The sequence below is a fragment of the Micromonospora sp. NPDC047644 genome, from assembly GCF_040704315.1.
In the GTDB taxonomy this organism is placed as follows: Bacteria; Actinomycetota; Actinomycetes; order Mycobacteriales; family Micromonosporaceae; genus Micromonospora.
The window spans coordinates 75,518-91,056 of sequence record NZ_JBEYSY010000007.1; the positions used below are offsets into that span (position 1 = coordinate 75,518).

Annotated in this window: 16 protein-coding genes; 9 read left to right on the plus strand and 7 right to left on the minus strand. The window is 73.3% G+C overall.

The features are described from left to right. Window positions 1-257: hypothetical protein (locus AB0877_RS13150; protein ID WP_366608789.1), on the minus strand; the 257-nt coding region annotated here is incomplete at its 3' end. Here AB0877_RS13150 and AB0877_RS13155 point away from each other — a divergent pair. The 5 genes from AB0877_RS13155 to crtI are packed head-to-tail and all read left to right on the plus strand — an operon-like array spanning window position 250 to window position 4,995. After that, window positions 250-969, plus strand: coding sequence for a monooxygenase (locus AB0877_RS13155; protein ID WP_366608790.1), 720 nt, complete (start codon window positions 250-252; stop codon window positions 967-969). The two genes, AB0877_RS13150 and AB0877_RS13155, sit on opposite strands and share 8 nt — an antisense overlap. Next, window positions 966-1,517 (plus strand): GNAT family N-acetyltransferase, encoded by a 552-nt coding sequence (locus AB0877_RS13160; protein ID WP_366608791.1) that lies wholly within the window; start codon window positions 966-968, stop codon window positions 1,515-1,517. The genes AB0877_RS13155 and AB0877_RS13160 overlap by 4 nt, the downstream gene beginning before the upstream one ends. After that, entirely contained in the window at window positions 1,514-2,371 is an 858-nt protein-coding gene (locus AB0877_RS13165) for a carotenoid biosynthesis protein (RefSeq protein ID WP_366608792.1), read from the plus strand. Before AB0877_RS13160 ends, AB0877_RS13165 begins: the two co-directional genes overlap by 4 nt. Further along, window positions 2,368-3,495, plus strand: a complete 1,128-nt coding sequence (locus AB0877_RS13170) for a glycosyltransferase family 2 protein (protein ID WP_366608793.1) — start codon at window positions 2,368-2,370, stop codon at window positions 3,493-3,495. Before AB0877_RS13165 ends, AB0877_RS13170 begins: the two co-directional genes overlap by 4 nt. A gap of 12 nt (window positions 3,496-3,507) precedes the next feature. Beyond that, window positions 3,508-4,995 (plus strand): phytoene desaturase family protein, encoded by a 1,488-nt coding sequence (crtI, locus tag AB0877_RS13175; protein WP_366608794.1) that lies wholly within the window; start codon window positions 3,508-3,510, stop codon window positions 4,993-4,995. A 66-nt stretch (window positions 4,996-5,061) separates the two neighbouring features. On the opposite strand, the gene AB0877_RS13180 is transcribed toward crtI, so the two are convergent. Continuing rightward, window positions 5,062-5,751 (minus strand): CDP-alcohol phosphatidyltransferase family protein, encoded by a 690-nt coding sequence (locus AB0877_RS13180; RefSeq protein ID WP_366608795.1) that lies wholly within the window; start codon window positions 5,749-5,751, stop codon window positions 5,062-5,064. Between the two features lie 44 nt (window positions 5,752-5,795). After that, window positions 5,796-6,713, minus strand: coding sequence for a methylenetetrahydrofolate reductase [NAD(P)H] (gene metF / locus AB0877_RS13185; RefSeq protein WP_366608796.1), 918 nt, complete (start codon window positions 6,711-6,713; stop codon window positions 5,796-5,798). Between the two features lie 350 nt (window positions 6,714-7,063). Here metF and AB0877_RS13190 point away from each other — a divergent pair, with 350 nt between their 5' ends. Further along, entirely contained in the window at window positions 7,064-7,453 is a 390-nt protein-coding gene (locus AB0877_RS13190) for a helix-turn-helix domain-containing protein (RefSeq protein WP_366608797.1), read from the plus strand. Window positions 7,454-7,462: 9 nt separating this feature from the next. Continuing rightward, window positions 7,463-8,545, plus strand: a complete 1,083-nt coding sequence (locus tag AB0877_RS13195; protein WP_366608798.1) for a polyprenyl synthetase family protein — start codon at window positions 7,463-7,465, stop codon at window positions 8,543-8,545. 109 nt (window positions 8,546-8,654) lie between these two features. Here AB0877_RS13195 and AB0877_RS13200 read toward each other — a convergent pair whose 3' ends face one another. After that, entirely contained in the window at window positions 8,655-8,972 is a 318-nt protein-coding gene (locus tag AB0877_RS13200; RefSeq protein WP_366609030.1) for an Rv2175c family DNA-binding protein, read from the minus strand. Window positions 8,973-9,231: 259 nt separating this feature from the next. Here AB0877_RS13200 and pknB point away from each other — a divergent pair, with 259 nt between their 5' ends. Together pknB and AB0877_RS13210 are read left to right on the plus strand one after the other, a co-directional pair. After that, window positions 9,232-11,220: a Stk1 family PASTA domain-containing Ser/Thr kinase gene (gene pknB / locus AB0877_RS13205; RefSeq protein WP_366608799.1), complete on the plus strand. Its 1,989-nt coding sequence runs from the start codon at window positions 9,232-9,234 to the stop codon at window positions 11,218-11,220. Continuing rightward, the gene (locus AB0877_RS13210) at window positions 11,220-12,089 is read left to right on the plus strand and encodes a deoxyribonuclease IV (RefSeq protein ID WP_366608800.1); all 870 of its coding nucleotides are present in this window, start codon (window positions 11,220-11,222) and stop codon (window positions 12,087-12,089) included. The genes pknB and AB0877_RS13210 overlap by 1 nt, the downstream gene beginning before the upstream one ends. 193 nt (window positions 12,090-12,282) lie before the next feature. Here AB0877_RS13210 and AB0877_RS13215 read toward each other — a convergent pair whose 3' ends face one another. From AB0877_RS13215 to AB0877_RS13225, 3 genes are all read right to left on the minus strand, one after another. Further along, window positions 12,283-13,317 (minus strand): GntG family PLP-dependent aldolase, encoded by a 1,035-nt coding sequence (locus AB0877_RS13215; protein WP_366608801.1) that lies wholly within the window; start codon window positions 13,315-13,317, stop codon window positions 12,283-12,285. Between the two features lie 93 nt (window positions 13,318-13,410). Continuing rightward, entirely contained in the window at window positions 13,411-14,817 is a 1,407-nt protein-coding gene (locus AB0877_RS13220) for a class II 3-deoxy-7-phosphoheptulonate synthase (RefSeq protein ID WP_091407607.1), read from the minus strand. Between the two features lie 87 nt (window positions 14,818-14,904). Beyond that, on the minus strand, window positions 14,905-15,417 hold the full coding sequence (locus AB0877_RS13225) for a hypothetical protein (RefSeq protein ID WP_366608802.1): 513 nt from the start codon (window positions 15,415-15,417) through the stop codon (window positions 14,905-14,907). Window positions 15,418-15,539: the final 122 nt, after the last annotated feature.

The following is a 15,539-nucleotide window of genomic DNA, read 5'->3' on the forward strand; positions in this document are numbered from 1 at the left end:
CGGAGCGAGCGAACCAGCAGGCACAGCAGCGACACGTTCGCGCCGCCGCGAAGCGGTGGCGCAAACGAGCGGAGCGAGCGAACCAGCAGGCACAGCAGCGACACGTTCGCGCCGCCGCGAAGCGGTGGCGCAAACGAGCGGAGCGAGCGAACCAGCAGGCACAGCGGCGACACGTTCGCGCCGCCGCGAAGCGGTGGCGCGAACGAGCGGACCAGCGGGCACAGCGGCGACGTCAGCGCGGTTCCGGAGTTGGTCACGCTGCACGTGTGGCGGACCTCCCGTGGCGCGTTGCCCCGGGCGCTGACCCGGATGGCGGTGGACCCCCGCCGGTTGCGGGCCCTCCCCGGCGTTCGTTTCGGCAAGCTGCTGGGCACCGGGACCGGCACCGACTTCGGGCCCCGGGACGCCGACCTGACCCGCTGGGCGGCGCTGACCGTCTGGGACTCCCCCGCCGCGGCGGCCGGCTTCGACGACTCTCCGGTCGGGCGGGCCTGGGCGCGCATCGCCCACGCCCAGGTACGAATCGACCTACGCCCGTTGACCAGCCGGGGCGAGTGGTCCGGCCAGCGACCGTTCGGCGACCCGTCGGGCGGCCGGGTCACCGGCCCGGTGCTGGCACTGACCCGGGCCCGGCTGCGGGCCCGCCGGGCGGCCACCTTCTGGCGGGCGATCCCGCCGGTGGCCGCCGCGCTGCGCGACGCGCCCGGGCTGCTGGCCCGGTTCGGGGTCGGAGAGGCCCCGCTGGGTTGGCAGGGCACGGTGAGCGTGTGGCGCGACCCGACGGACCTGGTGGCGTTCGCGTACCGTCACCCGGAGCACCGGGCGGCGATCATGCGAACCCCCACCGCGGGCTGGTACGCCGAGGAGCTGTTCGCCCGGTTCGAGGTGCGCGACGTGGTCGGCGACCGGTCGGTGCTCGGATGGGTCGTCGACGACGGCCCGGAAACGGTGAAGGGTGGACGGGCATGAGGTTGGTGCGCTGGACGCCGGACGATCTCGTCCGGCGGCTGGACGACGTGGTGGCCGTCTACGGCGAGGCGATGGGATACCGCACCGACCTGCTGGAGGCCCGGCGCGGTTACATCGCCACCCATGTCCGCCGACCGGGTTTCCGGGCGGTCGCCAGCCTGACCAGTGAGGGTCATCTCGCCGGCTTCGGCTACGGCTACCTGGGCGCGTCCGGTCAGTGGTGGCACGACCAGGTGCACCGCGCACTGAACGCCCCGACCCGCGCGCGCTGGCTCACCCACTGCTTCGAGGTGGTCGAGCTGCACGTCCGGCCACCGGCGCAGGGGCACGGCCTGGGCACCGGTCAGCTGCGGGCGCTGCTCGGCATGGCGGAGGGCGACACCGTACTGCTGTCCACTCCGGAGGCCGACGAGCAGACCTCGCGGGCCTGGCGGTTGTACCGACGGTTCGGCTTCGTCGACGTGCTGCGCGACTTCCACTTCCCCGGCGACGAGCGACCGTTCGGCGTACTCGGTCGGGATCTGCCGCTCGAGCCACCGGCGTCATGACCCGGCGGATCTCCTGGACGCTGCTCGCCGTCCTGGTCCTCGCCCAGATCTGCTACCCGCTCACCACCGGCGCCACCCGGGCCGGGCTCACAGTGGCCACCGTCGTCCTCGGTTGGCTGCTCTCGGTCGGCCACGCGCTGCTCAGCCGGGGCCCCCGGGTGGCGGCGGCGCTGGTCGCGGTGGCCACCGGCGGCGGGTTCGCGATCGAGGCGATCGGGGTGGCCACCGGTGTGCCGTTCGGCAGCTACGACTACTCGGGAGAGCTGGGTCCGAAGCTGGCCGGCGTGCCGCTGATCATTCCGCTGGCCTGGACCTGGATGGCCTGGCCGGCCTGGCTGGCAGCGGTCCGACTGACCGGCGGAAGGACCACGACAGCCGGCGGCAGCGGGCCGACGGTGGGGCGGTGGGTGGGGCGGATCGCGCTGGCCACCGTGGGGCTGGCCGCCTGGGACCTCTTCCTCGACCCGCAGATGGTGGCCGAGGGCTACTGGGTCTGGCGCGACGCCACCGGGGCCCTGCCCGGCCTGGCCGGCATTCCGGTCAGCAACTATCTGGGTTGGCTGCTCTTCGCGGTGCTGATGATGAGCGCGCTACGCCCGCTGGCCGGGCCGGCCGCCGAACACACCGATCGGCGGGACCACCCGATGCTCGCGCTCTACCTGTGGACGTACTTCTCCAGCATCCTGGCCCACGCCGTCTTCCTCGACCTGCCCGCCTCGGCGCTCTGGGGCGCCGCCGGCATGGCGGTGACCGCCGTACCCCTGGCGGTGACCCTCCTGCGTGCCCGCCGGGGCGGTGACCCCGCTCGGGAGGCCCACCAGCCACACCGCCCCGGCGTCGACGCGACCCGATGACCGTCCTGCTCGCCCTGCTCATCGCCGTCGCCGCGTTGACCGGGCACACCTGGCTCAACGCCACCCGGTGGCTGCGCCGACCCACCGACCGGCCCGACGACGTCGACGAGCCGGTCACCGTGCTGCTGCCGCTGCGCGACGAGGCCACCCGGGTCACGCCCTGCCTGCGTGCCCTGCTGGCCCAGCGCGGCGTACCCGGGCTGCGCGTCGTGGTCCTCGACGACGGGTCCACCGACGGCACCGCCGACGTGGTCCGCGCGGTGGTCGGCGACGACCCCCGGGTCACGTTGCTCACCGGGGTCGCTCCACCGCCGGGCTGGCTGGGCAAGCCGCACGCCTGCTGGCAGCTCGCCACCCGGGCCGATCCGGACGCCACCGCACTGGTCTTCGTCGACGCCGACGTGGTGCTCGCCCCGCACGCCGTGGCCGCTGCCGTCACCGAGCTGCGCGCCGCCCGGGCGACGTTGCTGTCGCCGTACCCCCGGATCGTGGTGGCGACGGCCGGCGACCGGTTGGTGCAGCCACTGCTGCAGTGGCTCTGGCTGACCTTCCTGCCGCTGCGCGCGATGGAGCGCTCGCCGCGGCCGTCGCTGGCCGCGGCGGGCGGGCAGTTCCTGGTGGTGGACCGGCGCGGCTACACCGCCGCCGGCGGGCACGCCGCGGTCGCCGACAAGATCCTGGAGGACGTCGAGCTGGCCCGGGCGGTCAAGCGGGCCGGTGGGCGGATCGCCCTGGCCGACGGCTCCCGGCTGGCCACCTGCCGGATGTACGACGACTGGCCGCAACTGCGCGACGGGTACTCGAAGTCGCTCTGGGCGTCGTTCGGGCACCCGGGCACGGCGGCGGCCGTGGTGGCGGCGTTGCTGCTGCTCTACACCGCCCCACCGCTGATCGCGTTGACGGGTGCGGCGGCCGGCGCACCGAGGGTGGCCACCGTGGGCCTGGCCGCGTACGTGCTCGGGGTGCTCGGACGGGTGCTCACCGCCCGCGCGACAGGTGGCCGGTGGTGGCCCGACGCGCTCGCACACCCCGTGTCGGTCGTGGTCCTCGGTTGGCTGACCCTGCGGTCGTACCATCTGCGGAAGCGACGCCGCCTGACCTGGCGGGGCCGCCCGGTCAGCTAGGGAGGACGCGGCATGGCGCGGATCGTGGTCGTGGGCGCCGGGGTGGGTGGCCTCGCCACCGCCGCCCGGCTGGCCGCCACCGGGCACCAGGTGACCGTCTTCGAGCGGGCCGACACGGTCGGCGGCAAGCTCGGCCGGTACACGCACGACACCCCGGCCGGGTCGTTCCACTTCGACACCGGGCCGAGCCTGCTCACCCTGCCCGAGGTCTTCCACGACCTGTTCGAGGCGACCGGGGCGAAGCTCGACGAATACCTGGACCTGGTTGCCCTGGACCCGATCGTCCGGCACGTCTTTCCCGGCGGTGGCCCGACCCTGGACTCGTGCGCCGACCCGGCGGAGTTCACCGCCCGGATCGGTGCCGCGTTCGGTGACCGGGCGGCGGCCGACTGGCAGCGGCTGTGGCGTCGGGCGGCGCGGGTGTGGGACGCCTCCTCACGGGACATCCTGCGCCGTACCGTCGACTCTCCCCGCGACCTCGCGTCGCTGGCCTGGCGCGTCGGCGACCTGGCCGCCATCGCCCCGGGCCGCAGTCTGCGCGGCCTGGGCCGCCGGCACCTGTCCGATCCGCGGCTGCGGATGATGCTGGACCGGTACGCCACCTACACCGGCGCCGACCCACGTCGGGCACCGGCGGCGCTGGTCGCGGTCCCCTACGCCGAGCTGGCCTTCGGCGGCTGGTACCTGCGCGGTGGTCTGGGCACGCTCGCCGACGCGCTGCTGACCCGCTGCCTGGACCTCGGCGTGGTCGTGCAGACCGACGCCACCGTCACCCGGATCGACGCCACCGGCGGCCGGGTGCACGGGGTACGCCTCGCCGGCGTCACCGCCCCGGCACCCGCCGACGTGGTGGTGGCCAACGTGGACGCGCTCACCGTCTACCGTGACCTGCTGCCCCACCCGGGTCGGCTGGCCGCGCTGACCGACCGAAGCCTCGCCGGCTTCGTGCTGCTGCTCGGCGTCTCCGGCAGCACCGGGCTGGCCCACCACAACGTCTACTTCCCGGACGACTACGATGCCGAGTTCGACGCGGTCTTCGGTGACCCGGGGCGCGGGGTACGGGCCCGGCCGGCGGCCGACCCGACGGTGTTCGTCACAGTGGCCGACGACCCGATGGTCCGCCCAGCCGGACACGAGGCGTGGTTCGTGCTGGTCAACGCCGCCCGACAGGGCACTGCGGCGGGTGCTGTCGACTGGCGACGCCCGGGGCTCGCCGACGCGTACGCCGACCGGATCCTGGACGTGCTGGCGCGGCGCGGCGTGGACGTGCGCGACCGGCTGCTGTTCCGCGAGATCCGCACCCCGGCCGACCTGGACGTGGCGACCGGCGCACCGGGTGGCTCGATCTACGGCACCGCCGGTGGGCTGCTGCGCCCGGCGAACCGGGGCCCGGCTGACGGGCTGTGGCTGGTGGGCGGCTCCACCCACCCGGGCGGTGGGTTGCCGATGGTGACCCTCTCCGCGCAGATCGTCGCCGACGAGATCGGCCCCGCCTGGTAGGGGCTGCGTCGAGCCGGGCTGGCCCGGCCGATCAGTCGGCCTCGCGCCGGGCTGGCCCGGCCGGACTCAGTCGGCGTCGAGCAGGGCGCGACGGATGCTGGAGAGCAGTTGCCCCAGGCCGAAACCGGCCAGCAGCACCCAGACCGCGGTCGCCATGGTGATGGTGCCGGCGGCCAGGTCCGGCTCGATCAACCCGGCCAGCCCGGCGACCAGCAGGCCGGCCAGCGCCACCGAGACCCGGGTGGGGCGTTCGCCCACCGTCACCGCGCCGATGTCCCGCATACCCGCGGCGACCGCCCGCGCCCGGACGTACTCGTGCAACCAGGACAGCGCGCCGCCCGCGACCACCAGCCCACCTGGCGCGCCCACCAGCCAGAAGGCCAGCAGCCACGCCACCTCACCGAGCCGGTCCGCGACCGAGTCGTAGACGTAACCGAGCCGGGTGGTGCGGCCGGTGGCGACCGCCACCGCACCGTCCACGCTGTCCGCCACGGCGGCGAGCAGCACGAACAGCGCGCCGAGGAACAGCCCGTCCCCCCGCCGGCCCACCAGCAACGGTACGCAGAAGCAGAGCAGCACCCCGGCCACGGTGACCGCGGTGGGGCTGACCCGCAGTCGACCCAGCACGTATCCGACGTGGTACGCGAATCGCAGCCAGGCGCGCACCACCGGCGCGGCGACCCGAGGGTCGAACCCGCCGTGCAGCCGCGCCCACGCCGTGGCGTACTGATCCCAGTTCAGCTGTGTGCCCACCACGGATCAACCGTCGTGCCGGGCAACAGGTGTCGCAAACGCAGCGTTCACACGCGGGCGCCGGCCTTCAGGTTCTGCCAGACCTCGCGGGTCGCCGTGGAGCGGTTGAGGGTGATGAAGTGGATTCCCGGCACGCCCTCGTCCAGCAGTCGGCGGCACATCTCGCTGGCCTGCTCGATGCCGAGCCGACGGACGGCGTCCGGGTCGTCGGCGACGCGTTCGAAGCTGGCCGCCAACGCCGGTGGGAACGGCGCACCGGACAGCTGCACGGACCGCTCGATGGTGCTGAACTGGGTCACCGGCATCACCCCGGCCAGGATCGGGGTGTCACAGCCAGCAGCGGCCACCCGGTCACGTAGCCGCAGGTAGTCGTCGGCGTCGAAGAACATCTGGGTGACCGCGAACTCCGCGCCGGCCCGGCACTTGCGGACGAACTGGGCGGTGTCGCTGGCCACGTCGGGCGAGCGGGGGTGCTTGTACGGGAAGGCCGCCACGCCGACGCTGAAGTCGCCGGCGTCGCGCACCAGCCGGACCAGGTCCTCGGCGTAGTCCACGCCCTCGGGGTGGCGGATCCACTCACCGCCCGGGTTGCCCGGGGGGTCGCCACGAACGGCCAGCACGTTGCGCACCCCCACCCCGGCGAGCCGGCCGACCACGTGCCGCAACTCGGCGACGGAGTGGTTGACCGCGGTCAGGTGGGCCATCGGCAGCAGCGTCGTTTCGGTGGCGATCCGCTCGGTCACCGCCACCGTGGTGTCCCGGGTCGAGCCGCCGGCGCCGTACGTGATCGACACGAACGACGGGCGCAGGGACTCCAGCTCGCGGATGGCCTGCCAGAGCAGCTGCTCCCCCGCCTCGGTCTTGGGCGGGAAGAACTCGAACGAGAAGGTCGGCTGGCGCTCACGGATGAGCTCCCCGATCGCCGGCTGCGGATTGGGGAGTGTCGAGGGAAGACCGAGCGCCACGACCCGACTCTAGCGGTCGATGGCACCAGGACACAGGCCCTTCCCACCCAGCGGCCGGTGCCGCCCGGCCCGGCGGGTGGCGTCATCTGGCCGGTGGGCGGCGTCGTCCGGTCTGCGGGGAGACTGTGGGCGGTGTCACCGGGTCCGCCGTGAGCCGGCGGATGGTGTCGCACCGCGCGCCCGACCTGACGACGGAAAGGCGTCGTACCTCCGAGGTAGAAAGGGACGGTGCGGGAGGGGCGGCGGGGGTGGCCAGGTCCCGCGCGGGGGTCAGCAACCGAGCGGTGACGCCGGTCCCGTCCGGTCAGGCGGGTGGGTCGTCACCGCACCGACGCCCGCCAGGAGGACCCATGATCCCGCTCGCATCGCCGCGTCCCGCGCAGCTCGGGCCGCTGCTGGCCCGGTGCCGACTGGCCCGTGGCTGGAGCCAGCAGCGAGCCGCCGCCGAGTTGTGTGCCGCCGCCGGGGTGCCGACGCTGAGTCGGCACGAGGTTTCCCGGTGGGAACGACAGCGGCGCGTGCCGGGCGGGTTCTGGCTCGGCTGGCTCGCCGTCGTCCTGGACGTGCCGCTGGTGGTGCTCGCGGAGGCCGCCGCGGCCACCCGTCGGGCCGGCTCGACGCGGGCCACCGGGCCGGGCCGCACCGCGGCGGCCGGCGCGCGACCGGCCGGGCGGACGGGTCCCGGCCGCACCGGCGGGACCACGCGTGGCGGTGGAGCACGAGCACGGACGACCGGCTAGCGTCGGGGCGTGACCCACGCTGCCCCCGTCTCCCCCGTCGACCGTGCCGGCCTGCGGCAGCGGGTCGACAAGGCTCTCACCGAGTTCCTGGCCGGCCAACGGGCTCGGCTCGTCGCCGTGGACGAGGCGTTGGTTCCGGTGGCCGAGGCGATCGAGGCGTTCGTGCTCGGCGGCGGCAAGCGACTGCGTCCCGCATTCGCCTACTGGGGGTTCCGGGGGGCGGGCGGGCTGGACGGTGACCAGGTGGTGACCGCCCTGGCCGCGCTGGAGTTCGTCCAGGCCAGCGCCCTGATCCACGACGACCTGATGGACCGTTCCGACACCCGGCGCGGCGAGCCGGCGGTACACCGACGGTTCGCCACCCGGCACCGGAAGGCCGGCTGGGGCGGTAGCCCGGACGGTTTCGGCGACGCCGCGGCCATCCTGCTCGGTGACCTGTGCCTGGTCTGGTCCGACGAGTTGCTGCACTCCGCCGGCCTGGACCTGCGCTCGTTGGCCCGGGCCCGGCCGGTCTTCGACGAGATGCGCACCGAGGTCACCGTCGGGCAGTACCTCGACGTGCTGACGCAGGTCACCGGGGACACCTCGGTGGAGCGGGCCAGCAAGGTCGCCCGGTACAAGTCCGCGAAGTACACCGTCGAGCGTCCGATGCTGCTCGGCGCCGCGCTGGCCGACGCGCCGGAGGACTTGCGGACGGCCTACTCGGCGTACGGGCTGCCGCTGGGCGAGGCGTTCCAGCTCCGCGACGACGTGCTGGGGGTCTTCGGCGACCCGACGCTGACCGGCAAGCCGGCCGGGGACGATCTGCGCGAGGGCAAGCGCACCTACCTGGTGGCGGCAGCCGTGGAGGCCACCGACGACGCGGGCCGCGAGCTGCTGCTCGGCCGGCTCGGCGACCCGGAGCTGGACGAACACGGGGTGGCCCGGCTCCGCGAGGTGATCTCGGGGAGCGGGGCGCTGGCCCGTACCGAACAGCGGATCGCCACCCTCACCGACGCCGCCCTGGCCGCCCTGACCACCGTCGACCTCGACACCGAGGCCCGCCAGGCCCTGGTCGACCTGGCCATAGCCGCAACCCGCCGAGCCGACTGACCCCCGCCGGGTTGATCATGAGGTTGGCGACGTTCGCCTCGGCGTCGCACCGCCAACCTCATGATCAACGCCGGAAGGCGCGGGGCGCGGAAGGCAGGGGTGGGCGGGGTTAGAAGCCTTGGGCTTGGGCTCGGCGCTTCACCTCGCGGGCCTGGTCGCCCGAGAGAGCGGCGGCCGGGGTGGCACCGGGAAGGGTGTCGTCCGGCTCGTAGAGCCAGCGCAGTGCGGCCTCGTCGTCGTAGCCGTTGTCGGCCAGCAGATTGAGCACGCCGGGCAGATGCTTGAGCACGGTCTGGTTGGCAACCAGGTCCGCCGGGATCCGACGGACGCCGTCGCGGCGGACCGCCAACAACTCGCGGTCACGGATCATCTGGTGCACCTTGCTGATCGACACGTCGAGGCGTTCGGCGACGTCGGGCAGGGTCAACCAGCCGGCCGGGTCGGTGGGGCCGGCGAGCTCCGGGCCGGGCGCGGCCTGGTCGGGTACGGGTTCGGTCACCCGACCACCCTGCCACGCCACCGCCGCGACGAGCCACCGGCACCCCGGGCGGGCCCTCCGCGTCCTCTTTCCTGACGCCGCTGACCAGCCAACAAGGGGCGGGGAGCGCGGCGGGACGGACCGGTTCGGCGTACGGCTGTAGCATCCTGTTCATCCTTCACCCTCTGGACACATAGACTGCCTGCCGATGGACACTCAGGTCGCCGACACGTTGCTGGGCTCGCTGATCGACGGGCGCTACCGCATTCGCGGTCGCGTGGCCCGTGGTGGCATGGCGACCGTGTATACCGCCACCGACGAACGCCTAGAGCGCACCGTCGCTGTCAAGATCATTCACCCGACCCAGGCGAGCGATGCACGGGCCCGGATCGCCAACTTCGTGGCCCGGTTCACCGACGAGGCGAAGACCATCGCCCGGCTGACCCACCCGAACGTGGTGGCGGTCTACGACCAGGGCACGCACGCCGGCCTCCCGTACCTGGTGATGGAGTACGTCCGTGGCCGCACCCTGCGGGACGTGCTGGCCGAGCGGCGCCGACTCAACCCGGACGAGGCGCTGGCCATCGCCGAGCAGATGCTCGCCGCGATCGCCGCCGCGCACCGGGCCGGCCTCGTGCACCGCGACGTCAAGCCGGAGAACGTGCTGGTCGCGGAGGCGCCTACCGGTGGCGTCGCCAACCTGGTCGACAGCGTCGTGAAGGTGGCCGACTTCGGCCTGGCCCGGGCGGTCGAGGCGAGCGCCGACGAGGAGCAGGGCAACCAGCTGATGGCCACCGTGGCGTACGTCGCCCCGGAGCTGGTCACCGAGGGCCGCGCGGATCCGCGCACCGACGTCTACTCGGCCGGCATCGTGCTCTTCGAGATGCTCACCGGTCGGGTGCCGTACGACGGTGACCGCCCGGTGGACGTCGCCTGGCAGCACGTCGACCGGGACGTGCCGGCGCCCTCGACGCTGGTGCCGGGCCTGCCGTCGGTCCTCGACGACCTGGTGCAGCGGGCCACCCGCCGCGACCCGGGAGCACGGCCCGCGGACGCTGGCGCGTTGTTGACCGAGGTGCAGGTGGCCCGGGATCGTCTGGGCGACGCCAACAGCCACACCGCGGTGCTCAGCCCGATCAGTGACGCACCGTCGCTCGCCCAGCCGACCATGATGGTCGCGACGCTCCAGCCGCCCAATCGCCCGTCGTGGGCACGCCTGCCCGAGGGCGCCGGCAGCCAGGGGCCGGGGCGGCGTCGGGCCGCGCCGGAGCCGGCGGAGGGCCTGGGCGCCCGCCTCGCCACGCTGCGCAGCACGCTGCTGAGCAGCCCGCGTGGCCGGCTGGCCGTCGCGGCCGTGGTCGTGACGCTGGGCCTGGTGGCCGCGCTCGGGGGCTGGTGGTTCGGCGTCGGCCGCTACACGGACGCTCCGCAACTGGTGAGCCTGAGCAAGGCCGATGCGCAGGCGCGGGCCGACCGCGCCGGGCTTCTCGTCGCGTACGCTGAGCCGCGCTTCGACGAGAAGGCTCCAAAGGACAGCGTGCTGGAGCAGAGCCCAGCCTCCGCCGCCGAGATTCTCAAGGGTGGCACGATCACCCTGACCCTCTCCCTCGGTCCGGAGCGCTTCCCCGTCCCCGACGTGATCGGCAAGGAGTTCGAGCTCGCCGAGGCGGACCTGGTCAACGTGAAGCTGGTGGTGGCCAGGGGCACCCCCCGCTACGACGACAGCCTGCCGGCCGGGGTCGTGGTGGACAGCTCCCCGAAGGTCGGCACCGAGGTCAAACCCGGCGCGAAGGTCACCCTCATTCTGAGCCGGGGCAGGGCGCCGGTGACGGTGCCGAACCTCGTCGGCAAGAGCCTGACCGACGCCCGGACGACCCTGGCCCAGCTCAACCTGGTGCTGAAGGAGACCTACAAGGAATCCGACAAGCCGAGGGACGAGATCCTCGGCCAGAGCCCGGCCGACGGCGCCGGTGTGGAGAAGGGCACCGAGGTCAAGCTGGACGTCAGCAAGGGGCCACCGCTGCTCGCCATGCCGCGGGTGATCGACCTGCCGTGCCAGCAGGCCAAGCAGGCGTTGGAGGGTCAGGGCTTCCCGGTGACGATGGCGATCAACCCGAACGCCGTGGTCCGGATCCAGATCCCGGGCGAGAATTCGCAGGTGGCGCCCGGCACCCCGGTCACCCTGACGTGCTTCTGATGCCGACGATCTCCGCGCGGCCGGTGGGCACGCACACTCCGACCTCGGGTGGGCTGGCGAAGGCCGCCCTGCCGTACGCCGACGCGACCGGTGCGCAGGTGGTGCAGGTCTACGTCTCCAACTCGCGAGGCTGGGCACTGCCCGCCGGTGACCCGGTGCAGGACGCGCTGTTCCGCGACGGTTTCGCCGAGCGGGGCGTTCCCACGTTCATCCACGCCGCTCTGCTGGTCAACCTCGGCTCGCCCACTCCGGCCACTGTCGAGAAGTCGGGCCAGACGCTGGCGCACGCGCTGCGTCGGGGCGTGGCGATCGGTGCGCGCGGGGTGGTGTTCCACGCGGGCAGTTCGGTGGACGAGGGGCACGCCGAGGCGGCGATGGGACAGGTCCGCGAGGTGCTGCTGCCGCTGCTCGACTGGGCTGCCGACGCCGGCGGGCCGATGTTGCTGGTCGAGCCGAGCGCCGGCGGTGGCCGCTCACTGGCCTCCCGGGTGGAGCAGCTCGGGCCCTACCTGGACGCGGTGGACGGGCATCCCATGCTCGGGGTCTGCTTCGACACCTGCCACGCCTGGGCGGCCGGCCACGACCTGGCGGCCGAGGGCGGCATGACGGCGACCCTGGACACCCTGGTGGCCACTGTCGGCGCGGACCGGCTGCGGCTGATTCACGCCAACGACTCGAAGGATCTGTGCGGCTCCACCCGGGATCGGCACGAGAACATCGGCAAGGGCAGCATCGGCGAGCCCGCCTTCGCCGAGCTGATGGCGCACCCGGCGACCGCTGGCGTTCCGATCGTGGTGGAGACCCCCAGCGAGAAGCACGTGGGCCACGCCGCCGACATCGCCACTCTCACCCGCCTGTCCCACCCCTGACCCACCCCACCCCGCCCCACCCCGCCCCCTCCCCTCCCTCTCCGGCACCCCCACCCGTCGGGTGATCATGAAGTTATTGCCATGACACGCCGATGCGAGTGGCAACAACTTCATGATCACCCGGGGGTCGGAGGGCCGGGGTGGGAGGGCCGCGGGGCCGGGGTTGGTGGGGTGGGGTGGGGTGGGGTGGGGGTCAGGCTGCGGCGAGGATGCGGGGTAGGGCTGCCAGGGCGCGGTCGATGTCCGCGTCGCTGACGCCCAGGTGGGTGACCAGGCGGGCGGTACGGGGACCGAGCACCGAGATGAGTACGCCCTCGGCCCGCGCCGCGGCGGCCAGGGCCCGGGCGTCCAGGGTGTGCTTGGTGAGGTCCAGCGCGACCAGGTTGGTACGGACGGTGGTGGCCAGCACACCGAACGGCGCGACCGCCTCGGCGAGCCGGGCCGCCCTCGCGTGGTCGTCGGCCAGCCGGTCGATGTGCTGCGCCAGCGCGTACCGACCGGCGGCGGCGAGAATGCCGGCCTGGCGCATCCCCCCGCCCATCCGCTTACGGATCAGCCGGCCACGTTCGATCTTGTCAGCGCTGCCCACCAGCAGCGAACCGACCGGCGCGCCGAGGCCCTTGGAGAGGCACACCGACAGCGTGTCGAAGAGCCGGCCGTACTCGATCAGCGGCACCCGGTCGGCGACGTGCGCGTGCCAGATCCGGGCGCCGTCGCAGTGCAGCGCGACGCCCGCCTCGTCAGCCACCCCGCGCAGATCCCGCAGGGTCGCCAGCGGAATCACCCCACCGCCGCCGCGATTGTGGGTCTGCTCGACGGCGATGGCGCGGGTGGGGACGGCGAAGTAACCGTCCGGCCGGATCATCCCGGCCACCACCTCCGGGTCGATGTCCGCGCCCACCGAGGGCCAGGTCCGCGAGGAGATCCCGCCGTACGCGGCCGCGGCGCCGATCTCGTACGTGACCACGTGCGCGTCGGCGTCACAGAGCAACTCCTCGCCGGGCGAGACCAGCAGTTGCAGAGCGATCTGGTTGGCCATCGAGCCACTCGGGGCGAACAGCGCCGCCTCGTGCCCGAACATCGCGGCGACCTCGGTCTCCAGCGCGTTGACGGTCGGGTCCTCGCCGTAGACGTCGTCACCGACCTCGGCGGCGGCCATCGCCTCCCGCATCCCGGCGGTGGGTCGGGTCACCGTGTCGGACCGCAGGTCCACGAACAGATCAGGCACTGTCATCCTTTCCACAACCGACTGCCGGCTCGCACGCTCGTTCCGCGCGTCGGCCCTGGCCATCCTCCGACTGCCGGCTGCGGGCTCGCAAGCTCAGCCACGCAGCATTTCGGCTACGAGGAAGGCCAACTCCAACGACTGTTGGGTGTTCAGTCGCGGGTCGCAGGCGGTCTCGTACCGGTCGGGCAGGTCGAGGTCCTCGATCCCCTGGGCGCCGCCGAGGCACTCGGTGACGTCCTCGCCGGTCAACTCGACGTGCAGGCCGCCGGGGTGGGTGTCCAGCCCCCGGTGCACCTCGAAGTAGCCGAGCACCTCGTCGACGATGCGGTCGAAGTGTCGGGTCTTGTAGCCGTTGGACGACTCGTGCGTGTTGCCGTGCATCGGGTCGCACTGCCAGACCACCTTGGCCCCGGCGGCGGTGACCTTGGCGACGATCGGCGGCAGCGCGTCGCGTACCCGGTGGTTGCCCATCCGACTGATCAGGGTGAGCCGACCGGGGATGTTGTCCGGGTTGAGCTTCTCGCACAACTCGATCGCCTCGTCGGGGGAGGTGGTCGGGCCGAGCTTGACCCCGATCGGGTTGGCGATCCGGGAGATGAAGTCGATGTGCGCCCCGCTGATCTGCCGGGTGCGCTCGCCGATCCACAGGAAGTGCCCGGAGAGCCCGTACGCCCGACGGTCGGAGACCCGGGTGAGCGCGCGGTCGTACTCCAGGGCCAGGGCCTCGTGGGAGCAGTAGAGCGTGACGGTGCGCAGCGCCTCGTCGTCGGTCATGCCGCAGGCCCGGATGAAGGCCAGCGCCCGGTCGATCTCCCGGGCGATGGCCTCGTAACGCTCCCCCGCCGGGGAGTTCTTCACGAAGCCCTTGTTCCAGTCGTGCACGGCGTGCAGGTCGGCGAGCCCGCCGGCGAGGTACGCCCGGAGCATGTTCATCGCCGCCGCCGAGTTCGCGTACGCGCGGATCATGCGCTGCGGGTCGGCGACCCGGGCGGCCGGGTCGGCCTCCAGCGAGTTGATCATGTCGCCGCGGTACGCGGGCAGGCCGCGGGCGTCGGTGGGCAGCGAGCGGGGCTTCGTGTACTGCCCGGCGACCCGGGCGACCTTGACCACCGGCAGGGACGCGCCGTAGGTGAGCACGATCGCCATCTGGAGCAGGGTGCGGGCGTTGGCCAGCAGGTGGCTCTCGGTGTTGTCCACGAACGTCTCGGCGCAGTCACCACCCTGCAACAGGAACGCCTTGCCCTCGCAGACCAGGGCGAGCTTCTGCCGGAGCTGGTCCACCTCGTAGGGCGCGACGACCGACGGCACTGTGTCGAGGACCTTGCAGACGGCGGCCACGGCGGCCGGGTCGGACCACGGCGGGACCTGCTCGCGGGGCAGTTCCCGCCATCGGTCCAGACCCAGCGCGGCGTCCTCGGCGGAGTCGATCGTCGGTCGGCTGGTCTGCAGGCCCGGGCTGCCCACCGCGGGATGGCTCAACTGATGCCACTCATGGCGCATGACAGAAAGCGTACGGCGACGGTCGGGGTGGCCGGGCGGCGAGGGGGACGGTTCCGGCAGATGGGAGATCAGTCTGCCGGGCGCTGGTCAGGACGCGGGCGAGGGGACCACACCGGTCGGCGTCGGGCTGGCGGCCGTAGTTACGTCCGGGGCCTCCCCGGCGATGCACCAGTCGCTGCCGTCGCGGGTGACGGTGAAGACCAACGGCCGGACGACTGTGCGCTTGCCGACCGCGACCGAGACCGAGACGCGGACCTCCTGCCCGAGCGGACCGGACCGGATGTCCGTGATGGCCGCCTCCGGCACCTGGAAGTGGTCGGCGAAGTCACCGTTGGGGCCGGTGGCACCACGGTCGAAGCCGTCGTGCAGCAGAGCACAGAGCTGGCTGCGTCCGGCGGCGACGTCCTTGGCCGTCATCGCGTCGAGGTACGCCTGCACGCGCTCACGGGAGCGGGTGGCGGCCTCCTCGGCGGGGGCCCGGGCCGGCTTGGGGGCCGACTTCTCCTCGTCCTTGTCGCCGATCCCGCAGCCGACCAGGGCCACCGGCAGCAGCATCAGCCCGGCGGCGGTCGCCGCCAGCCTGCTCTGTGTCGGGCGCATGATCACCTCCGTCGGCGGTGAGATCGAGACGTGCCGAGCCGCGAGTCTGCCACATCCGGCTGTACGAGCCCAACGGCGGCGGCCCGGTCGACGCGCTGGGCGTCGGCCGGGCCGCTGTGTCA

What these genes read in the sequence shown, in the direction of transcription:
- AB0877_RS13165 (WP_366608792.1), top strand. Translation starts at nt 1,514, where the DNA reads ATGACCCGGCGGATCTCCTGGACGCTGCTCGCCGTCCTGGTCCTCGCC.
- AB0877_RS13190 (WP_366608797.1), top strand. Translation starts at nt 7,064, where the DNA reads ATGATCCCGCTCGCATCGCCGCGTCCCGCGCAGCTCGGGCCGCTGCTG.
- AB0877_RS13220 (WP_091407607.1), bottom strand. Translation starts at nt 14,817, where the DNA reads ATGCGCCATGAGTGGCATCAGTTGAGCCATCCCGCGGTGGGCAGCCCG.
- AB0877_RS13160 (WP_366608791.1), top strand. Translation starts at nt 966, where the DNA reads ATGAGGTTGGTGCGCTGGACGCCGGACGATCTCGTCCGGCGGCTGGAC.
- pknB (WP_366608799.1), top strand. Translation starts at nt 9,232, where the DNA reads ATGGACACTCAGGTCGCCGACACGTTGCTGGGCTCGCTGATCGACGGG.
- AB0877_RS13170 (WP_366608793.1), top strand. Translation starts at nt 2,368, where the DNA reads ATGACCGTCCTGCTCGCCCTGCTCATCGCCGTCGCCGCGTTGACCGGG.
- AB0877_RS13225 (WP_366608802.1), bottom strand. Translation starts at nt 15,417, where the DNA reads ATGCGCCCGACACAGAGCAGGCTGGCGGCGACCGCCGCCGGGCTGATG.
- AB0877_RS13210 (WP_366608800.1), top strand. Translation starts at nt 11,220, where the DNA reads ATGCCGACGATCTCCGCGCGGCCGGTGGGCACGCACACTCCGACCTCG.
- crtI (WP_366608794.1), top strand. Translation starts at nt 3,508, where the DNA reads ATGGCGCGGATCGTGGTCGTGGGCGCCGGGGTGGGTGGCCTCGCCACC.